This is a genomic window from Candidatus Acidulodesulfobacterium acidiphilum (assembly GCA_008534395.1).
Lineage (GTDB): Bacteria > SZUA-79 > SZUA-79 > Acidulodesulfobacterales > Acidulodesulfobacteraceae > Acidulodesulfobacterium_A > Acidulodesulfobacterium_A acidiphilum.
In genome coordinates, this window is sequence record SHMQ01000015.1 from 35205 (window position 1) to 56588 (window position 21384).

Here is a 21384-nt window from a genome sequence, read left to right on the forward strand (position 1 = left end):
CGATGAAGCTTTATAGCATAATAGTTATGATGACTAATACTATATTAAATAATAATGTAATATCAATTGATTATGAAGATTGGTACCATGGATTGACTTCAACTAGCAAAAAATTTGAAAATTGGAATGAATTTGAAAAAAGAATAGAATATAGCACGAATCTTTTATTAAACATACTTAAAGCGCATAACATTACGGCAACTTTTTTTGTTCTCGGCATATTAGCAAAAGAACGACCGGACTTAATACGCAAAATTAGCGCTGAAGGTCACGAAATTGGAGTGCATACATATCAACATTCTTCGGTAAAAAGTTTAACACAAAAAGAATTTGAAAAGGATATTGAAATAACCATTGAAGCTATTAGTTCAGCTTTGCCAAACATAAAACCAAAAGGTTTTAGGGCGCCTTATTTTTCTATAAATAATAATATGTTATGGTTTTATGAATCACTTGCAAAATATGATTTTAAATATGATTCCAGTGTATTCCCTTTAAAAACTCCTTTATACGGAATAAAAAATGGTGAAAGATTTTTTTATTCCGTGAACACCAAATACGGAAATATTTTAGAATTTCCTATTTCAACATTTAAATTTTACGGATTAAGAATACCGATGGCAGGAGGATTTTATTTTAGATTAATGCCGCTAAACTTAATCAAATATTTTATAAACGAAATTAATAAAAAAGAAAAACAAAAGGTAATAATGTATTTCCACCCATGGGAATTTGACCCGTCGCATCCTTACCAGCCAAAGTCTTTCAGGGAAAAAATAAGCCATTATTACGGTTTGAAAAATACAACCCAAAAATTCAACTCTTTTCTTAATGAAATTAAATTTTCGTCGTTCGAAAGTTCTATAATATGAAATTAAATTTCTTCAAAAATTATAGTAAGAAAACAATCTTAAAATATATATTCGTTGTTACTTTTTGGTTTTTAGTGCTTTTATTAATTTTAAAATTAATAAATTTTAAAATTAATAAACAAATATTCTTAAATATATCTTTGTCTCCTTTAATAATTTCTTTTTGTTTTTATATTTTATTCTCAATTTTTAGAGGAATGAGGATCGCTTATCTGCTTAACTCTAAAAATTATTTAAAAAGTTATGCTATCTCTGGAATGTATGTATTAAGTTGTGCAATTTTTCCGGGAGGTATAGGCGAAGCAACTTTACCTTTTTATATTAAAAAATATATGGATATTTCTCTTTCAAAAGGAACAGCATTGTTGCTAACAACAAGAATTTTTGATATATTATTCGTAATAATTTTTTTTATTTATTCTCTTTTTGCAATCCACTTATCTTATAGCAATTTCCATTTAGTTTTGTCAGGAGTTTTTTTTATAATCCCAATTTTTTTTATTATTTTTTTTATTATTTTTTCAAATAACTTAAGATTTTTTTTTATAAATAAACTTGGGGAGAAAAAATTAAACAATAAAAATATTTTGGGTCATTTTATAAATAAATTCATCTTGTATATTAAAAACATTGACAATGAATTAAAAGAAATTAATATAAAAAAAAAAGATATATTAGTTCTTTTTACCTTAATGGGAAGATTAAGCGTTTATGCTTCCTTTTTCTTTCTATTTAAGTCGCTGAATTTAAACATAACAATAAATCAAGTTATTTTCGTTAGCACCTTTGTTACATTAATGTTAATAATCCCATTTCAAGGATTAGGTGGATTTGGAAGTTATGAAATATGGGTAACTATGGCACTTATAATTGTAGGCATTAATAAAAACAATGCATTGACAGCAAGCATTCCGACACAATTATTATTTTTTATATTCAGTATTTTAGAGGGTATTACAGGATATATTTTATTAATAATTGTAAGCAAACGGCAAAAAAATAAATAAATTTACTGCTTCTTCCCTCTAATAAATGTTTTTAATATAGTTATAGCAAATTTTAAACCATATATATAATTTCTCCCTTTCTTGCTTTCCCCGCTCAATCTTTGATGAACGGTTATAGGAACCTCTTTTATAATCAAACCGTTTCTCGCTGCTTCTATCAATAATTCCGGAGAATGATACTGTTCTTCCTTAAATAAAAGTTTATTTAAGCCTTCTGATTTAACGGCTCTAAAACCGTTTGAGCAATCTGTTAGCTTTGTAAGCGTAACTATACTCATTATTTTGCTAAAAAGATAAATTCCCATTCTTCTTACAAAAGGCGTATTTTTTGCACTGCCAAGTACTCGTGAACCTAAAACAAAATCTGCTTCTCTGTTAATAATCGGCCTAATAACATCTTTAATTTCATTAGGGTCATGCTGTCCGTCAGCATCCATCGTTACGATAATTTTAGCACCGAATTTAATAGCCATTTTATATCCTAATCTTAACGCAAGACCCCCGCCTCTATTAACAATGGTTCTGACGGCTAATGTGTTATTATTTTTTACAATATCGTACGTATTGTCATCCCCGCCGTCAACTACGACTAATACATCAACCTCGATATTATTTATTTTTTTTGGAATTTTAGATAATACTGACTCAATATTCTTTTCTTCATTATAAGCCGGAATTATTACAACGATATCCGAAAATTTAAAATCTTTTCCGTAAATACTTTCAAATTCATTAATGGCGGTTTGATCAAAAAAAATATTAAATTTATCACTTAACTTAGTTATCTTACCTATAATATAAAAAATAAAAAACCAACCGAAAATTGAAGAGACTACTAATAAAGCAATAATTCGATAATTGTTGCTTTTTTTAAAATTCAATAAAAAAGAAAATATTAACGCAAAATTAGGATAAATTGAAACAATGAGTAAAAATATTAAAAAAAGATATATTAATATTATATTTGCAGTATTTATTTTCTTTTTTTTAAAAAGAATGAAAACTATAAAACAAGATGATAGCGATAAAAATATCCCTAAAATTCTTAGATTGCTCATATATTATTTTCCTTAATACAAAAATTCATTCAAATTTTCTTTGATATAATTAACATAAAGTCTGCTAATTTCTTTATAAGAAAGTAATTCAACCGTTTGCGATGTTATTTTGTTGATAATTTTTTCATTTATGATATTATCATATATATAATCTATATTTGAATATAGCGACCTAAACGCAGGTAATATTACATAAAACTTATCCAATTCAATTGCTCTCTGAGTTTCTTCCTCGCTTAATAATTCTTCATATAATTTTTCTCCAGCTTTAGAGCCAATAAAAGAAATGGTAACATCTTTTACATTAAAAACAGTGGATAATTCTTCAATCATAACCTTTGCTAAATCAATTATTTTTATTGAATTCATTTTTAATATAAATGTTTCTCCACCTTTTGCTATTATTAACGATTGCAAAATTAAATCTACGGCATCTTCTTTTTTCATAACAAATCTTGTCATATTTTCATCTGTAATAGTAAGATTGCGGCCGTCCTTCAACTGATTCAAAAATATCGGTATAACCGAACCACGTGAACCCAAAACATTCCCAAATCTGGAGTTGCAAAATATCGTACCGTTATCAACTTGTAAATTATTAGCAGCGGTTACTAGTTTTTCCCCCATTAATTTTGAAGCGCCCATTGCATTTGTAGGGTTTACCGCTTTGTCGGAACTCATAAAAAGAACTTTTTTAACTTGCGATTTTATAGAGGCTGAAATTACATTTTGAAGACCGACTAAGTTTGTTTGAACAATGTCGGTAGGATTGTATTCACCCAATATAACATGCTTTAAGGCAGCTCCATGAAAAACATATTCGCAACCCTGCATAAGAAATTCCAATTTTTCTTTGTCCCTGATATCGCAAATGAAACAGTGAAGATTTTTTACATTTTTGTATTGCTCCGACAGAAAAAATACTTCTGTCTCATTATTGTCTATTGCTATTATTTTTCCTATATCAAACTTCATTAAGTGTTTAATGAGTTCCTTTCCGATTGTCCCTGCAGCCCCTGTGATAAATATATTTTTGCCAGTATAAAAATTTTTCATTGTAATCCCCCTTTAAAAACTGAATAATTTTTGGTCTAATAATTTTAGTTTAATAATAAAAATAAGGCTCATTATTTGTGCTTGTAAGATGAATATTTCCCCAGCTCATAATGCTATTAAAATAATTTTGATTGGATATATAATATACTTTCTTTGTATGATATTTATTGTGAACACTTTGAATTATTAGACTATCAATTTTCTTTTCGTATTTTTTTGAAACATTAATAATTAACATATTATTGTTGTGCTGGTAAAATTCTATAGGCTTATTTAAAATACATAAATATTGTTTTTTATTCAGATTTAAAAAAATTTCATGTATTTTTTGCATTTTGCATAAAATTTTATATTTGCCATGAGGTAAAAATATTTTATATCTTTTATTGTTATTTAATTGCGAATTTAACAATTTTATTTTTTTAGGAAATATATTTTTTCTTATAAAATTATTACCTATCCAAAACCATAATTGATACTTAAAACCTATATTTTTTATTTCCTTATTTGCAACTATTATCTTTCTTGATGGTATTTTATGTTTAACCAGATATGTCGGAATTTTTGATGAACCGATTACCCATCTGTCTAAACCTATATTTCCAGCTATAGCATAAATATTTGCAACCGAAAGGAATAAAACAAGCGATGTGAAATAAAATTTGAGTGAAAACTTATTTTTAAATTGAAAAAAAACATAACAAAGCAAAATTAAAATTATTAAAATTTTTGTAAAAAATGACGGTAAAAGTATTAAATGCATTTTGCTTAACAATGGTACATTTGAAGATTTAAATAAATATAAAAATAAATCCCCCGGCGAACCAATTATAGCCTGAGCGGTTATGTATTTATTTATTGAAAAAATTGCAATAAGAACAATTATAAAACTCAATAATACCGTAATAACTCGCAACGATTTTAAATTCTTATGCTTATTAAATATGTCAAAACCAACCGCTCCTATTAAAAATATTAGCGGCATAATTACAGCGATATGGCGGCCTAAAAGACGATTTGTGGCGGCGGTATAAACCATTAGTTCCGATTGCTTTGATGCAATGAATAATAATAAAATAAACGGAAAAATAAATATTCCTAAAAGTTTTTTAGTTTTTTCGAAACTGGACTCTTCATTTTTATCCATTGATAAAAAATTTTTGAAACTCAGCCATAAAACATATAAAAAGAATAAAAATGGAATGATACCAGAACTTATAACCATTAACGCAATGTGTTCAAGCGCTAAATAAAATAATAAAATATAGGATACATGCAAGTTAAGAAAATCTTTTGCCTCCCCGTAATGATAATTAAGCATTCCTGTAACAGAAAAACCAAAGTAATAGCCATTTCTAATTAACCATGATAAGATAATTAAAGCAGAAACTATAAAAATTATCTTTCTTTCAAATAAACTACTAAATATTTTTTTTACTTTATCTAATATACCATGTTTATTACTCACGATTGAATAAAATAAAACATAAAGCAAATATCCAGCAAATAAGGATATGCCGGTAGGTTTTGCAAGAAAAGAAAGACCTATAAAAATACCCGAGAGAAAAGCAAAATTCAATTGTTTTTTTGTTTCATATTTGAATAAAAAATATATAGAGACAAGGAAGCAAGGAAAATATATATTTTCAGCCAGAATATTAAGCGAATATGAATTGGATGCGGGTAGCAATCCTGTTAATACAGCTATTAATAATGCGCTTTTTTTATTTAAAAGTTCTTTTGCTAAAAAATATAACGGAAAAATAATAATTGAACTCAAAAAGGCATTGAGTATCTTTATTATACCATAACTATAAATCATGTTATGAAATAGAAAAGCAATTGAGATAAAAATAGAATATAAAGGTTCTTTGCCTATCGGATGACCAAAATAATACCCAAGTTTATGAGCCTTAATTATTGACCTCGCAATTTCCGTAAAAGTAAATTCATCCGGTATAACTTGAATTGTCTTTATAAAAAGTAAGGCTATAATAGCTTTAATTATAGAAAATGAGATATAAATTAAAAACAACAAAATCATTTCTTTATTGAATTTATTTTTAATTGACTGCATTATAAACCTCAACTCATATTTATTATGTTTCTTAAATCACAGTTAGAAACTTGGAAAACACCCTAAATTATCAACAATAATTCCTACGATGATTTAAGATGTTGTATATTTTCTTTTTTAAAAAGAAGATTATTCATGAAGTCCAAGCCGTAATTTTAAAACCATAAACATAGCTTCAAAAAAAACCTTTTTGCTCAACTTTGAAATCCCCGCATTTCTTTGACTAAATACAATAGGAATTTCTTTTATCATAAAGCCCTTTTTAAATATCTTAAATTTAATTTCTATTAAAAAAGAATATCCAATCGAAGATAGCTTATTGATATTTATTGATTTAATTGTATCCGTTCTAAAACAATTAAACCCACCTGTCGCATCAGTAAAAGGAAGTCCGCCGATTTTATTAACATAAAAATTTGCGAGTTTAGAAAGAAGGAGTCTTTTAAAATCCCAGTTGAGTATTCTTATCCCGTTAATATACCTTGAGCCAATCACAAAATCGCAATCCTTTATTTCATTTAGAAATAACGGTATCGTATTAAAATCATGGGAAATATCGGCATCCATTGTGATTATACAGTCAAATCCCTTATCTATTGCAAATTTAAAACCTTCGATATATGCAGTACCTAACCCATTTTTTTGATTTCTATGTAGAACATACACCTTGTCTGGATATTCTTTGGAAAGCGAATCAGCTACAACACCAGTTCCGTCCGGAGAATTATCGTCCACTATAAGAATACTAATTTTATTTGGTAGTGAAAATATGTTGTTAACAAGTAATTCAATATTATCTTTTTCGTTATAAGTCGGCAATATAACAACTGGTTTAAATATGTCTGGTCTCCTTAACGAGGTGATAACGGTCATTTCAATTCTCCTTTTTTTTACAAACAGCAAAAAGCGTTAATCCAAATGGATGGTTTATTAGCTTTTCTATTTTTGAAAATAACGGAACAAGTTTATCATATATTCCGATTTGATTTTCTGAAGCAAAGGATTCCTTTCTTAGAATTTTAAATAAAAAAAACCAAGCCATAAAACCAACTATATCCATATATAATAAATCAACTATTTCTAAACCATTAAATAATATTTTTTCAGATATATATTTTTTGTTATACCTCCTAAAATGTCCAACATTTTTATCTAAATTTGAATATAACAAGTTAAAGGCTGGAACTCTTAAAATAATGTATCCATTTTTCCCAAGGCATTTTTTCATATTACCTATAGCTTTTAGGTCGTCTTCGATATGCTCCAAAACATTGAAACATATTACTGTATCGATATCCGCATTATCTCTTTTTATAATTTCCACAAAACTTTCATCCAAAATATCGCCTTTAACAACCTTTATTTTAGGATTATCATTATACTTCTTTGAAAGTTCCGCAAAACAATTATCATCGATTTCAGTGGCTATTACTATTTTTTTTTGAAGAAAAAATTCTGTAAATGTCCCTAAACCTGCACCGACCTCTAGTATATTATTTCCGATATATTTATCTACAATAGAAATTGACCATTTGGCAAAATTAGAAGCATTTTTTATTGAATCAATAGCTTTATTGCAAGTGGCTACATTACTTGAATCATTCTTAAACATTTTTCTCCTCAAATTAATTTTATTTAAAAGTTTTTTTTATATGCAAATACAATATTAGCAAAATTATGTTACCTAAAGAAATAATACAAATTAACTCGCCGATATAAAAATAAAACGGTTCAAATTTAAGCACGACATTATTATTTCCTTTTTTTATAAACACACCTTGAAAATTATAGTCGGTTTTATAAATCTTTTTCGATTTTCCATTAATATATGCTTTCCATCCTTTAAAAAAAGTATTACTAATAAATAAAAAACAGTTATTTTTAGTATCTGTTTTTATGTTTATCAAATTGTTATCCCATTTTTTTATTAATACCTTTTTCTTGCAGTAATCGCTTTTATCTTGATATTTAATATAATGGTTATTATTGCCTAAAACATAACCTGTATATTTTGGATTAAAAGAAGAATTAAGCATTTTATGAAAAATTGTGGAATTTTTTTTAAAAAATTTTACATTCTTTATTAAAAACGCCCTTCTAAATGTTTTATTCAATTCATATACATAAAAATTAAATTTATTTAAATGATACTTATTAACCAATGAAACGCTTTTTCTACTATTATTTTTAATAAGCTTAGCGGTAATAATATATTTTAGGTTAAATAACCTATAAAGCCCAGAATTTAGTCCTTCTCCCCTTGCTGTATCAATAATCCTATCATAATCCTTTAAGACAAACACTTTTGTCCCTGTTATACTATCCAAGCTAACATAATACAAAGGTGTTTGTGCTATTAACGAATTATTCCAAATATCAGGCGGCAAAGAAGAACTTAAATGCATTCTAAAAGAAAATACTCCCGAAACAGGATATATTCTTCCGGCATAATTTTTTGATTTATAAAATAACAAAAAATGATTTGTTCTTAAAGTTTTTTCAATATTTTTATAGCTTGTCATAATATTAAATTGGGAGGGCATTATAAAAATATTTATAATCACTATTAAAACAATAAAAATCCCTATTATATTACCTAAGAATAAATTTTTGAATTGTATTTCTTTTATTATAATATCTAATGATATAGCCGAAAGAATAGTCAAGAAAAAAACGCCCATAATCATAAATCTAGATGGAAGAGGAAATTTATCGAAAAAAGGAATATGAATTAAAAAATAATTATAGAATAGAGAATATTTACCAAAAGCTATAAAAAAAATTATAAGGATAGAATAAAAAAATGAATTAAAAATATTATTATTGTAATTATATTTTTTTTTGAATTTAAAACTTAATCCAATCAAAATTAAAAAAATTGATGTAATAATACCGAAAATTATATGCGAATTTTTATAAAATCCTAAAAAGTTTTCTATTAATAATATAGGCTTTAAAGAACCTTGCAAAACAAAATTTTTCGAAACATTTGCGACATTTGATTTTAATGATAGCACAAATGTTGGAATTACTTGAACCATTGCAATTAAGAACCCGATAAATATGATTACCACGGTATATTTTAAAAAATACCATAAAGCTTTTAATAAATTATTCGATTTTCCATCATCAAATAAAAATAACCTAAAAAATGCGTATATTATTATTCCTATTAATGTTATAAACGAAATTTGCGGAGAACCTGCTAAAATTTGAAAACCTAGTAATAATCCAGAAATTAAAACATATATTAAATTTTTATTATTTTTAAGATATTTTTCAAAGAATAGGAAAATGGCAGGAATAAACCAATAAGTCGCGATAAAACTATAAGAATAATTTAAAATAAAGCCGGAATACGTAAACAATAATGCACAAATAAAACTAGAAACTTTACTTATGCCAATGGTTCTTAAAAACAGGTATGAAAAAAAGGAAATAAGCAAAAATGATATTAAAAAAGAATAATTAATTATAAGATGATTTGGAATTAAATAATCGAGTAGAATATTTAAAAAATAATAAGTGCCGTTTTGTGGATCGGCAAAAAATGGATCGCCTATAAACAAACTTTGTGACCATAAAGGGATTTTACCTCCAGTAATCGACCTTGCAATAAATATTTTAGTTGGCATAAAATAAGTTTCGATATCACCGTAATAAAGAATTTTTCCATTTATAATTAATCCTTTAAATTTAAAAAACAATACTACAAGGAACAAAAAATAAGGGATTAATGAACTTATGGAATAAAAAAATTTGCTATTTTTATTAAACATTATTTAAATTTTATAAAAAAATTAATTTATTAGGAAGCGTTAAATATTTAAGTAAATTCAATTTTAATAATCCTCTATGGTTTTATGCAATGATAATACTGAATATAACCATTAGAAACCTCATTAGTAAAATGCCTACCAAAAACAAAGTCCGTATAATGAAATTTATCTGTTGATATTGTTAATGGCATTTCACACAATCCTAATGCCTCGCTAATTATAAAACCTGTGTTTTCCAAAATTGTCATTAGTTGTTGAGGATAATATTCAATGCAATGTTCTGGATGAACAAATCCCCCGCCCACTGAACGAGTATGTATTTGTGTTATTAACCGGTTGGGAGTATCCAAACAGAAAGAACCACCACTCCTTAGAACTCTAAAAACTTCCTTACACATATGCTCACCTAAATCTAGGGGAACATGTTCTATGCTTTGCCCTGACCAAACAAAATCAACGCTTGAGTCTTCTATTCCAGCCAAGTTTGTCATATCGGAATATTGAACTATAACTTCTCCTAATTGACATTCATTATCAATGACTATTTCCTTATAAAATAGTCTTTCTTCCGGTGAAAGATCTATTAAAATCAACCTCTTAAATCTATAAGTATATCCCATTTTGTAAAGCTGACAATTTGCGCCACCCAAATCTAAAATAATTTCGCCTTTGGGCAATAAATATCTGACCATAGTGCATCTAATGGCATGGATAATATTCAAATGTTCATCAATTGCTTTCTGTTCAACCAATGAGTCATTAGCAATATTGTCTAAATTATCCAACTTTTTATATAATTTAAAGCATTTGTGTTTGCTTTTATTTTAATGTTTGTCGATAACGTTTTGTTGTGTTTCTTAAATATATTATTATTAAAAATTACGTCCATAAGTTGCTCTGCGCTTTGTTTCCAAGTGAGCCACGGCATATTATCGGATTTTGGATGCATTCCTTCTTTATATAAATTAAGCCAATCTTTAATCGCTTTTGCCAAATCTTCCGAATTAGCACCTTCAAAATAAAAAGCATAGTTGCCCGCCACTTCTCTAAAAACTGGAATATCTCTGGCAATAATCGGTAGTTTATGCAAGGCAGCTTCTATTAAAGGAAGTCCAAAACCTTCGCCCTCACTTGCCGCAATTAAGCAAGTGCTTGCCTCATAAACTTTTTCAAGATATTCATCGCTAATACATTCAAGCCAGAAAAGATGTTTGTTAAGTTCTTTGTGTTCTTTGATTATAGATAAAATCAAAGGTATAGTTCTCTTTTGATTTATTGGTAAATCTTTCCAGCCTTCTTTTCCAACGATTATAAGATTAATGTTTATATTTTTTTGCCATAACAAACTAAATGCTTCTAAAACCTGCAAATAACCTTTTCGAGGTTCTATTGTTCCTACCATTAAAAAACTTAACTCTGCATGTAATTTGTCCAATAAAAATTTATTATCTTTTGATATGCCTATTGTAGGAGAACTATTCGTTATATCTGCTCCAAGATGAAAATATCCAAAAATCATAGGCTCTATACGATTGCAATTATTTTCTTTAAGCCATTTTATTAAATCATCAGTTGTTGACTTTGATATAGATAATAACCCCGAAGATACCTCGTGAACCATTTTTAACCAATTTTTAAATAATTTATCAGAATCAGGCGGAAACCACTCAGGATGTCTAACCGGAAGTAAATCATAAACTGTATAGTAAATATTAATACCGTAATAATTATATAATCTTAATATTTTCTTTTTTTCCTCTAAATATTCAACATTTAATTCAAGATTTAAAAAAATATCATTTCTGTTAGGCTCAATAATACTGTCGTTAAATTCGCATTGTTCTATATTTAAAAAATTAAAAGTAAATTTGCGTGCATAACGATAATTATGTCCGTCAAAATAAACAGGTTCAACTCTAAAATTTTTTGGAGGATTTTTTAAAAGTTCTAACATTAAAGCTCTTGTAACTCTTTCGATACCGGTTTTTAAATCTAATTTAGTTAAATTAGAAATGTCAATAAAAAGCTGCCTTTTAGATGTTTTAAAAGAGCCGTTTGCAATTGCTTCTGATATTGATATTATATCTGCATTGGCAGGTTTTACATTTGTATCAATATTACTCAATGAATTTATTAAATTTTTATATTTAGTATTTTCGCTATTTAAATAAAAATTCTCTATAGCATTAAAATAATCATTAGTTATTTTTTTAGGAGAATGTTTTTCAATGATATATTTTCGCGCTAAATGACCAAGATTATTACGCAATTTAGGTTCATCTTTTAATTTTTCAAGAGCTTTTATTAGACTATCGTCGTCAAATTCGTCAGGAAGTTTTATTAAAATATTTTCTGGATATTCAGCCATCTGTCCGTGCGCATTAATAATAAGCGGCAATCCAAAAGCTAAAACATCTAAAACAGCTCTTGAAGTCTCTCCTCGAGTTAAATTACGTAATTGTACAGCGATGTCGCAAATCGAAAGATATTGGCAGTAAATATTTTCATTTACAAAGCCGGTGATTTTAATATTTCCTTCTAATCCACTGTTTTTAATCATTTCAGAAATATTTTTGCCGTAATCGCCGTCATGATTTTCCCCGACAAAAATCAAATGACAATTTTTATCTTTAGATAAAGATGAGTTTAAAAAAGATTTTAATAGACGATGATTTAGTTTAGTCTCGTCTAAAAAACCAAATGAACATATAAGAAAATCATCTTTATCGAAACCAATCATGTTCCTTGTATCAATAATATCTTTGTAATCAGTTTTTTTGGCTAAACTTCGTAATTGAGGAATATATGAAAATTTATAATCTAAACTTGATACATAATATTCTTTAGCTTTTTCGATTGAATATTGTGAATGAACAATAACGCCTATTGAGTTATCTAAAACTTCTTTATTTACAGGGAAAGTAAATTTCGTTTTACCTACGCCGTTTTCTTTTAAAAAAATCAAAGCATTATAACCATGCGAATAGTATAAAGATTGTCTATAAAACCATGGGGCATAACCTGAATTTTCCATCCAATTAGCTACACTACTTAAATAAAAGTCGTGAAGCACTACTACCCCGGAATATTTCTTTAATAATGAAAACATATGCTTGTGAAATGGCGAATTTCCAAATTGGAATAATATGCGGTCAAATTTTTTAATATTGGCTTCAAACCATAAAACGTCATTAATTGGAAAATTTGCATTTAACAATATATCTTCAACTTTAGGCTGGTCAACAATAATAGTAATATCGTAATATAATGCAAGTTTGGGCAAAAGTTCTTTACTGTAGTTTGAAATACCTGATTTTTCTGGAGGTAATGGCGATAAAAATGCAAGACGCGGTCTATATAACGCTCTGCTATTTGATGTTGATATTGATACTGCACCTTTATAGCTTTTATTAAGCATCTCAAATGCATCAAATGCTTTTTTTGCCGACTTATCCCATGAAAATTTATTTGCTTGTTTTAAAGAATGTTCCTTTAAAGAGTTAAAAAAACCTTCGTTTGTTAGTACCTCAGATATTTTGTCGGAAATAGATTTTGCACTAAAGGGATCAAATAATGCATCTTGCCTGCCTATAACTTCAGGAATGCTTGTGCGGTTTGAACCTATTGTCGGCGCTCCGCATGCCATAGCCTCAAGAGGAGGCAGTCCGAAACCTTCATGCAAAGAAGGGCAGACGAACAGCTTACAAAGGTTATACATGGTTATAAGGTCGTCGTTTTCAAGATAGCCGGTAAATATAAGTTCGCTTTTGTTGATGTTAAATTTTTTTGCGTGGGTTAGTAAATTGGATTCAGTTTCTTCGTGTATTTTACCTGTAATAACAAGCTGATAATCTTTTTTAATGCTATTAGAAAGTAAGCTATATGCTTCTATTAACTTTTTAATATTCTTTCTTTCTTCAAAGCCGCCGGGAGAATACATAATAAATGACTTTTTAATATTATAACGGCTAAGTATAGAGCTTTTTTGTTCTTCCGAATATTTAAGCGGCTTAAAGTTCTCATCGATAGCTGCAGATATGTTTATAATATTTTCTTCCGCAATTCCAAGATTACCTACCGCCTCTTTTTTTGAATATTCGGAAATAGCTAAAAAAATATTCGCCTTTATAAACGATTGAATTTTTCTATAATACCATTTTTTAATTTGTTCATTAGGCAAACTATTTTCAGGGTCAACATAAGGTATTAAATCATACAAAGTTACGGCACTTGGTATTGTTGAATCAAACGCCCCTATAGATGTAACGGCATCGTCTCCGTATCCTTCAAATAAACTATTTATATGAACTATATCCGGTTTAATCTGGGATAATGCGTATTCTCTGACTAGCTCTGCGGCTCTTGTGCGCCATTCATTTTGCGGGTCTATTTCCGCAACGGGTCCGAGAGCGGAAAAAACAAAAATGCGTTCTTTGGGTATCAGACCTTCAAATGAATGCCTGATGTATGGAATTGTGTCAGGAAAGAGACCATTCAAAAAAAGCCATATCTCATGACCGCCGGCATTTTTAGCTATTGCTTTAGCTAATGACATAGAATAACGACCCATGCCGCGAAATCTGCTCTCAGTTTGACATGCCTGTAAATCCAATACTATACGCATTTATTTTTTCCTTCTTCAACAGCATTTTTTAAATCCAAATATATTTTTTGCACACGAGGAGATAAATCAGATACCTCTTCCTTGGATAGTTCGTCTTTGCTTTGATATACGCTCTGAAGTTCCTTGGATTTAACTTCTGTATTATCAATGTTACTATATCCAATTCTTTTTAGCCTAATAAGCAAACTAGGAAATGGCTTTAAGGCTAATTTGATTTTGGCTTTTAGCTTTGGTTTTTTTAAAACATAATCTTTAGCTTTTATTAAAAGTTTTCTGGCAATTCTTCTTGGCCTGCTTTGCGGCGCAAATGTAAGCCAAGCAATAGAACCGTTCTTAAACCATCTAATAAACTTGGCTAATCTACGAAGAGGATTTGTAATTTTCCACGATTTGCTTTGATATACGCTCTGAAGTTCCTTGGATATAAAATCAATTTTATTTTCTATAAAGACATCATAACGTTCAGCTAAATCATCCAAGGTTATGCCGTAATTTTCATTAAATGCTTGGTTAAACAAACTCATAATTTCGACTGATGCATCTTTTTGCGCAACTACAGCAATATCTGGACTCACGCCTTTAAGTATATCAATCAATTTTATCTTATCTTTAGTTGCAAGTTCTAATGATTCTTGTAATCTCAAAAGTTTAACTCGTTTAAAACCGTAATATTCCGGCAGATAAGATAACATCAAAGGCGGTATCGGACGCTTATGTGTAGAATCTAAATAGAAATTATTGGTAGCTACATTTATATTCTCAATATTTGGGGTTTCAAGTATCAATAGCCCCCCTGGTTTTAAAACTCGCAAAGACTCAGATACTAAAGTTCTAAGGTCGTCAAACGAAATATGCTCTATAACATGAAATGCCGATATCACAACATGACTCTCATCTGGCAAAGATTTTAAAAAAGACACTGCTTCCTGCTTTGTTGCAGACAAACCTCGCTCATAACAAGCCCTTAACATGCCCTCATCAATATCACACCCGTAAGCTTCAAAACCAATTTCAGACATTAATTCAAGCCACTCTCCCCTACCGCAACCAATATCAAACGCTACACAATCAGGATAAATTACATGCAATGGCGATACAAAAGGCAAGTACACTTTAAGTCTTTCTTTTATTAATTCTCGTGAGCCACGATTTTTATTCTCAAAATCTCTATAAAAATTATCTTCCGTCATTAAAATGCTCCTGCCTTTATTGGCATTAATGCTTCAATTCTGCAACACAAAATTAATCTACTATGTATGGTTTTTTTGCACCCGTTTTTTATTTATTTTCAAAATAAAACAATATAAAATAAAAAAATTAAACTAATATAAACATCAATGAAACAAATTTTAGAAAGGTATCGCTTTTTAATCTGCAAATTTGTTTTTCAATTAATCAAATCCTATTTAAAATTTAATTTTAATACCTTAAAATTATCTTAATTTTTAGCTGTTTCAATTTCTTCATATTTATCTACCACATCTCGTGTTTGCCCTGTCGCAACAACATTCCCTTTATATAGAAGCATAGCTTCGCTGCAGTAGTCTAATATCGATTTTTTATCGTGGCTTACCAATAAGACGGTTCTTCCGCCGTTAATAAACTCTTCTATCCTTTTTCTGCTTTTAGCCTGAAATTCGGCGTCGCCTACCGCTAAAACCTCGTCCAATACAAGAACATCAGGATTTACGTTTACGGCAACCGAAAAAGAAAGCCTTACCTGCATTCCGCTCGAATATGTCTTAATAGGCTCGTCTATAAAATCTTTCACGCCGCTGAATTCTATTATTTCGTCGTATTTAGTCATTATTTCTTTTTTGCTTAAACCTAAAATCAGTCCGTTTATAAGAATATTTTCCCTGCCCGTAAGTTCTGGGTGAAAACCGGTGCCGAGTTCAAGGAGGGCAGACAAGGAACCGTTGACGGCAATGCGTCCGGTAGTGGGTTTCATTATACCGCACAATATTTTTAACAAAGTGCTTTTTCCGGCGCCGTTAGGACCTATTATGCCGAACGTTTCTCCCTTTTTTACTTTAAAACTTACGTTTTCTAAGGCCGTAAATTTTAACATTTTTACCTGTTTATTTTTATTGAAAGTAATTAAATCTATAAAAGCTTTTTTAAGCGTCGTATGCGATGACAATCTTCTAAAAACCTTAGAAATATTTTCTGCTTCGATAGCATATTCTGAATCATAACGGTGCATATTATATAAATTCACTAAACAGTTCCTTCCTTATGGCAAAATATGAATAACCGAGCATAAAAACGATGACGGAAACAATTAAAATTCCGGCTACATAATAATAACGGGGAAACATATTATAATAAAAAATATCCTGAAAGCATTTCATAACGTAAGCTATTGGGTCTAAATATATTATATGGCGCAATTTTATCGGAAGTTGTTTGTCAAAATACATAATCGGCATAGAAAAATATATAAAGGTGGTAAGGTTAAGAATTATAAATTGAATATCCCTGTAAAAAACATTAAGAGCGGCAAAAAAAAGACTTATGCCAGCCGTCAATAAAAAGGTTATAGCGATTATTAACGGAAAATATATCACCGGAAGCCCTATGCGCAATTTAAAGATATAAATAAATAATATAAGGATAGGAATAGACAGCAGATAATTTAATAAATTCGAGCCAATTTTCGACATAACTATGACTTCCGGCGGAATAAGGGACTTAGAAACCAAACTTCCGGCGTTAGATATAGAGCTTGTGGAAATTATAATCGAGTTTTGAAACCACGTATATGGAAGTATTCCGCAAAAAAGATAAACCGGGTAGGCTTTGGCGGTATTATGGAATACTACGACGAACAAAAAGGTATAGATGATAAGAAGTAAGAGCGGGTTCACGAGCGACCAGAAAAAACCTAGATAAGACCCTCTGTACTGCGTTTTAAGCTCTTTAAGGGATAAAACCCATATCAGATATCTGTATTTAATTAATATGTTAAATCCTTCGGCTATGCTGTTTTTACTGCTATTGTTAAGTGACATTTTTAATTATTATTATAATGTATTATAATTGTTATATTTTTTTATAAAGCAAATATTTTAGAAAAAAAAGTATCTACCGATTGTTCCCAAGTTAAATAGTCTGCATTTGTATGGGAATCAGGGGCAGTGGCAGAATTAAAATCTAAACTGGAGACGTCGAAATCGGCGTTTATTTTTTCTAAAACCTTTCCTTTTCCTTTCTTTGTATTTTCAAATTGTTTAATAGCTTGAATGAGCCCCGATTTTTGAGCTTTAAAATACGAAAATACGGGGTATTTCTCTCCAATTTCCCTAAAAACCGGTATATCGCTTGCAAACACTTTTTTACCGCAAAATGCCGCTTCAACCAAAGGCAAACCGAAACCCTCCCTTTTAGAAGCGCATATTACCGCATCAGAATTCTTATATAAAAAATCTAATTCTTCGTCGCTTAAATCATTAAAAATAAATAAGTTTTTGCCTAAACAAGGAGAGTTTTCTATTTTTTTAAGCAAATCTTCTATCTTCCAGCCTATCCTTCCGGAGATGACTAAAAATCCGTTAAAACCGCCGCTCCATAATTCTTCGAACGCTTCTAATGTATAATTATGACCTTTTCTAGGCTCAATAGTTCCAACCATCAAATATAAATTCGAAGTTTTTGCCGCTTTTAATTCTTTTAATTTTATTAGTTCGTTTCTTATAACGGCATAATTTTCATGTATAATAAGGTTGGAACTTTCGCCGTTATAAAAGCTTTCATCTAAACATTTATCGATAAAATCGGTACCTAGTTCAAAATATAAAACTTTCTTATTCTCTATCTTAAGATTGTCTTTAAGGTAATTTTTTATATTTTCCGCTTCGTTTTTCGATATAGTCATTATTACATCTACTAAATTTTTAAAAGCATAAATTTTTTTTTTAAACCGCTCAACCAGTTCTTTTTCAAAAAATTCGGGATTGGTCAGGGGAATTATATCGTAAATAACCGCAATTATCATACCGCCCTTTTGTTTGAATCGTCTGCAAAAATAAGTAAAATAATTATTATAGCGGTAACCCCAAAAACCGTCCAATAAAATTAATAAATCTCCCTCCTGAGGAATAATAGTCTTTTCCGACGATATAGGCAACAACGAATAATGAATCACCTGACGAAAACCGATAAGCATATATTTCAGTTTTTTCATTAAAATCCATAAAAATTTTGAAAATTTAAAAATAACGTCGGTTTCCTTTAATTTAAAATTTTCTTTTAAAATTTTTTTAATAAATTCTTTTATTTTTTTTATTTTATTAACTTGCGGTTTATTATCGTTGTTATTGCATTTGTTATTACCGTTTCTTTGGCTCAAAAAAAACTGCAAATCTACATAGCCGTTTTTAGAGTCTAATACGACTGGAATTATCGGTACTTTATATTTTTTAGACATTTTTTCCGAACGCTTAACTATATTTTTAACGACCCTCTGTATTCCCGTATTTAAATTTTCTATATAGGTTTCGGAACATTCCAAAAAAATCCTGTTTATTTTTTCAGCCATTATTTAATCATTAACGGATTTTAAATTCAAGTTATTTTTGTTGTATTTATATTTTGTATTGTTCTTATTTTAAATTTTATAAAATTTACATATATTATGTATTATATTATATTTCTATTATAGATATCTTCAAATCTCACTATGTCGTCTTCTTTAAGATATTCACCCACCTGCGCTTCTATTATAACCAGCGGTATCAAACCCGGATTTTCGAGCCTGTGGACGAAACCCACAGGTATATAGGTAGATTCGTTGGCTCTTAAAAGCGTTTCTTTATCGCCGACGGTAACAAGGGCGGTTCCGCTAGTTACTATCCAGTGCTCAGACCTGTGAAAATGCTTTTGAAGCGAAAGTTTCGCGCTGGGTTTTACCGAAATCTTTTTAAGCTTATAAAGGGGGGATTCGAGCAAAACGGTATATGAGCCCCAAGGCCTGTGGACGGTAAGATGATGGGTGTGAAGTTCGGAATTTCTATTTTTTAATTCATCTACGACTTTTTTAACGTTCTGCGAAGAACCTTTCTTAGAAATTAAAATAGCATCGTCGGTATTAACAACTATTAAATCTTCTATATCTATAGCGGCAATCATTTTACCGCCGGACATTATAAGATTGTTTTTGGAGTTAATGCCTACGACATCTTCTTTCGAACTTACGGCGTTATTATTTTCGTCTTTTTCCAGCTCGTTATAAATAGAATCGAAATTTCCCAGGTCTGACCAGTCTATATCTGATTCTACGACCTTAACCGATTTAGTCTTTTCCAGAAGGGCAAAATCTATAGAATTTTCTTCTATTTTAAGCATATCAGCTTCTTTGAGCCTTATCATGCCGTCGTCCTTAGACGCGTTTTTATAAGCCTCCCCTGAATTTTCGTAAATTGTTGGGCACAGGGACTTAAGCTCCTTAAGCAGTATTTCTGGTCTGCACATCAGCATTCCGCTGTTCCAGTAAAAATTCTTTTCCGAAATATATTTCGCTGCGGTTTCTTTATCGGGTTTTTCTTTAAAAGACAAAACAGGCGATATTGCGGCATTTCCGGTTTTTAAGGGCATTCCGGCTTCTATGTAGCCGTAACCGGTTTCGGGGTACGCCGGCTTAATGCCGAACATAACGATGCCGCCTTTCATGGCTTCGTCCCGCGCGGTATCTATAATATTTTTATAAGCGTCTTCGTTTTTTATGAGATGGTCGGACGGGGTAACGAAAACCAAATCCGAACCGTTTTCGGCGGCGTCTAAGCATGACAGCGCGACGGCCGCAGCGGTATTTCTTGGAGCAGGCTCTAAAATAAACCTGCGGTTCTTAACGCCGATTTCATCGAGCTGGTCGAGCGCGATGAAATACTGGTCTTTATTGGTTACGATTATGAAATCGCCGCATAAATCTTTGTTTCTTAATACGGTAAGCTGAAACAAAGACATATCTCCTATAAGTTTATAAAACTGCTTGGGGAAATAAGTCCTCGAAATAGGCCACAGCCTCGTTCCGTTTCCTCCGCATAAGATAACGTTCGTCAAAGTAAATTTACCTCCCTGCCTATTAAGGGGAGTATAAGCTTAAACTTTTTTGCCGAAACCGCCGCGGGTTCATAAATGTCTCTTCCGTCATCGCTGTTTTCGGAAACGTAAGTCTGTTTTTCGGATTCTTCCACTGCACTTCTTCATTTATTTTTCGTTTCTATTTAAGCTACTTGGTAATTTACGCTTTATGCCGATTTACGCAATATATCGATAAAGCGCATAACATTCTATTTATTTACTACATATTAAATATTCGACAATAAATATACAATATTACCCCAGCTTTGTCAATAAAATTCATCCCCCAAAATTGCCGATAGAAAATTTTGAAATAAAGGGGTCAGATTTATTTATTCCCTTACTCCCGCCTGTAAAATAATGATGCCAGATTTATTTCACTCCGTCGGGCATAAAAGCTTCGCTTTTATAAACGCCCGCCTTCGTATCTTACTTCCGCCTGCTTTTGCGGGCAAACCGCTTTCGCCCTTACAAAACATACTTTGACTTCTTTTTAAAAATAAATAAATCAGACATCATTTTTACTTAAAAACGGTGATATAAAATAATTTATTTTTGCTTAACTACACAATAAGGATTATGCCATAATTGCATTATTTATTAGAAATTTAAATGAATGTTAGACACATTTAACTACCCTTCCCTCTTCCCTCTTCCCACCCTGTAAATATAATCCAGATAAATTAGTCAATAAGTTTCGATTATAATCTAAAACATTATTGAATTTCATAAAATATTATAGTATAATCGAAAGTATGGAAAATGAAAATTTAGCACTTATTCAAAGAGATGTATATCTTAATTTTATTGAAAATTATATAGATAAACCT

15 protein-coding genes are annotated in these 21384 nt (G+C 29.8%); 2 read left to right on the forward strand and 13 right to left on the reverse strand.

Features of this window, described 5'->3' with window-relative positions; all coding sequences use genetic code 11:
* Positions 1–2 precede the first annotated feature (2 nt).
* Entirely contained in the window at positions 3–872 is an 870-nt protein-coding gene (locus EVJ48_06405; protein RZV38734.1) for a DUF3473 domain-containing protein, read from the forward strand.
* Positions 869–1879 (forward strand): flippase-like domain-containing protein, encoded by a 1011-nt coding sequence (locus EVJ48_06410; GenBank protein ID RZV38735.1) that lies wholly within the window; start codon positions 869–871, stop codon positions 1877–1879. The genes EVJ48_06405 and EVJ48_06410 overlap by 4 nt, the downstream gene beginning before the upstream one ends.
* 2 nt (positions 1880–1881) lie before the next feature.
* Here EVJ48_06410 and EVJ48_06415 read toward each other — a convergent pair whose 3' ends face one another.
* The 13 genes from EVJ48_06415 to EVJ48_06475 form a co-directional block, all read right to left on the reverse strand.
* Complete coding sequence (locus tag EVJ48_06415; protein RZV38736.1) at positions 1882–2937, reverse strand: glycosyltransferase family 2 protein; 1056 nt, start codon at positions 2935–2937, stop codon at positions 1882–1884.
* 12 nt (positions 2938–2949) lie between these two features.
* On the reverse strand, positions 2950–3993 hold the full coding sequence (locus EVJ48_06420) for a polysaccharide biosynthesis protein (GenBank protein RZV38737.1): 1044 nt from the start codon (positions 3991–3993) through the stop codon (positions 2950–2952).
* Between the two features lie 49 nt (positions 3994–4042).
* Positions 4043–6070: a hypothetical protein gene (locus tag EVJ48_06425; protein ID RZV38738.1), complete on the reverse strand. Its 2028-nt coding sequence runs from the start codon at positions 6068–6070 to the stop codon at positions 4043–4045.
* Positions 6071–6199: 129 nt separating this feature from the next.
* Positions 6200–6943 carry a polyprenol monophosphomannose synthase gene (locus EVJ48_06430; protein RZV38739.1) on the reverse strand — a complete coding sequence of 248 codons (744 nt, stop codon included), beginning with the start codon at positions 6941–6943 and terminating at the stop codon, positions 6200–6202.
* A 1-nt stretch (position 6944) separates the two neighbouring features.
* Positions 6945–7682 (reverse strand): methyltransferase domain-containing protein, encoded by a 738-nt coding sequence (locus EVJ48_06435; GenBank protein ID RZV38740.1) that lies wholly within the window; start codon positions 7680–7682, stop codon positions 6945–6947.
* A gap of 19 nt (positions 7683–7701) precedes the next feature.
* A complete protein-coding gene (locus EVJ48_06440; GenBank protein ID RZV38741.1) occupies positions 7702–9849 on the reverse strand; it encodes a hypothetical protein in 2148 nt (715 codons plus the stop codon).
* Between the two features lie 74 nt (positions 9850–9923).
* Positions 9924–10634 (reverse strand): class I SAM-dependent methyltransferase, encoded by a 711-nt coding sequence (locus tag EVJ48_06445; GenBank protein ID RZV38742.1) that lies wholly within the window; start codon positions 10632–10634, stop codon positions 9924–9926.
* Positions 10622–14473, reverse strand: a complete 3852-nt coding sequence (locus EVJ48_06450) for a glycosyltransferase (protein RZV38743.1) — start codon at positions 14471–14473, stop codon at positions 10622–10624. The genes EVJ48_06445 and EVJ48_06450 overlap by 13 nt, the downstream gene beginning before the upstream one ends.
* Positions 14464–15663 (reverse strand): class I SAM-dependent methyltransferase, encoded by a 1200-nt coding sequence (locus EVJ48_06455; GenBank protein ID RZV38744.1) that lies wholly within the window; start codon positions 15661–15663, stop codon positions 14464–14466. The genes EVJ48_06450 and EVJ48_06455 overlap by 10 nt, the downstream gene beginning before the upstream one ends.
* A 248-nt stretch (positions 15664–15911) precedes the next feature.
* Positions 15912–16679: an ABC transporter ATP-binding protein gene (locus EVJ48_06460; protein ID RZV38750.1), complete on the reverse strand. Its 768-nt coding sequence runs from the start codon at positions 16677–16679 to the stop codon at positions 15912–15914.
* Between the two features lies 1 nt (position 16680).
* Complete coding sequence (locus EVJ48_06465) at positions 16681–17487, reverse strand: ABC transporter permease (GenBank protein RZV38745.1); 807 nt, start codon at positions 17485–17487, stop codon at positions 16681–16683.
* 41 nt (positions 17488–17528) lie between these two features.
* Positions 17529–19013 carry a glycosyltransferase family 1 protein gene (locus tag EVJ48_06470; GenBank protein RZV38746.1) on the reverse strand — a complete coding sequence of 495 codons (1485 nt, stop codon included), beginning with the start codon at positions 19011–19013 and terminating at the stop codon, positions 17529–17531.
* Between the two features lie 101 nt (positions 19014–19114).
* Positions 19115–20533, reverse strand: a complete 1419-nt coding sequence (locus EVJ48_06475; protein RZV38747.1) for a mannose-1-phosphate guanylyltransferase/mannose-6-phosphate isomerase — start codon at positions 20531–20533, stop codon at positions 19115–19117.
* Between the last annotated feature and the right edge of the window lie 851 nt (positions 20534–21384).

Excerpts from the sequence above, each read along its gene's own strand:
- EVJ48_06430 (RZV38739.1), bottom strand. The coding sequence starts at position 6,943 with ATGACCGTTATCACCTCGTTAAGGAGACCAGACATATTTAAACCAGTT.
- EVJ48_06455 (RZV38744.1), bottom strand. The coding sequence starts at position 15,663 with ATGACGGAAGATAATTTTTATAGAGATTTTGAGAATAAAAATCGTGGC.
- EVJ48_06460 (RZV38750.1), bottom strand. The coding sequence starts at position 16,679 with ATGCACCGTTATGATTCAGAATATGCTATCGAAGCAGAAAATATTTCT.
- EVJ48_06440 (RZV38741.1), bottom strand. The coding sequence starts at position 9,849 with ATGTTTAATAAAAATAGCAAATTTTTTTATTCCATAAGTTCATTAATC.
- EVJ48_06470 (RZV38746.1), bottom strand. The coding sequence starts at position 19,013 with ATGGCTGAAAAAATAAACAGGATTTTTTTGGAATGTTCCGAAACCTAT.
- EVJ48_06435 (RZV38740.1), bottom strand. The coding sequence starts at position 7,682 with ATGTTTAAGAATGATTCAAGTAATGTAGCCACTTGCAATAAAGCTATT.
- EVJ48_06415 (RZV38736.1), bottom strand. The coding sequence starts at position 2,937 with ATGAGCAATCTAAGAATTTTAGGGATATTTTTATCGCTATCATCTTGT.
- EVJ48_06425 (RZV38738.1), bottom strand. The coding sequence starts at position 6,070 with ATGCAGTCAATTAAAAATAAATTCAATAAAGAAATGATTTTGTTGTTT.
- EVJ48_06410 (RZV38735.1), top strand. The coding sequence starts at position 869 with ATGAAATTAAATTTCTTCAAAAATTATAGTAAGAAAACAATCTTAAAA.
- EVJ48_06405 (RZV38734.1), top strand. The coding sequence starts at position 3 with ATGAAGCTTTATAGCATAATAGTTATGATGACTAATACTATATTAAAT.
- EVJ48_06465 (RZV38745.1), bottom strand. The coding sequence starts at position 17,487 with ATGTCACTTAACAATAGCAGTAAAAACAGCATAGCCGAAGGATTTAAC.
- EVJ48_06450 (RZV38743.1), bottom strand. The coding sequence starts at position 14,473 with ATGCGTATAGTATTGGATTTACAGGCATGTCAAACTGAGAGCAGATTT.
- EVJ48_06420 (RZV38737.1), bottom strand. The coding sequence starts at position 3,993 with ATGAAAAATTTTTATACTGGCAAAAATATATTTATCACAGGGGCTGCA.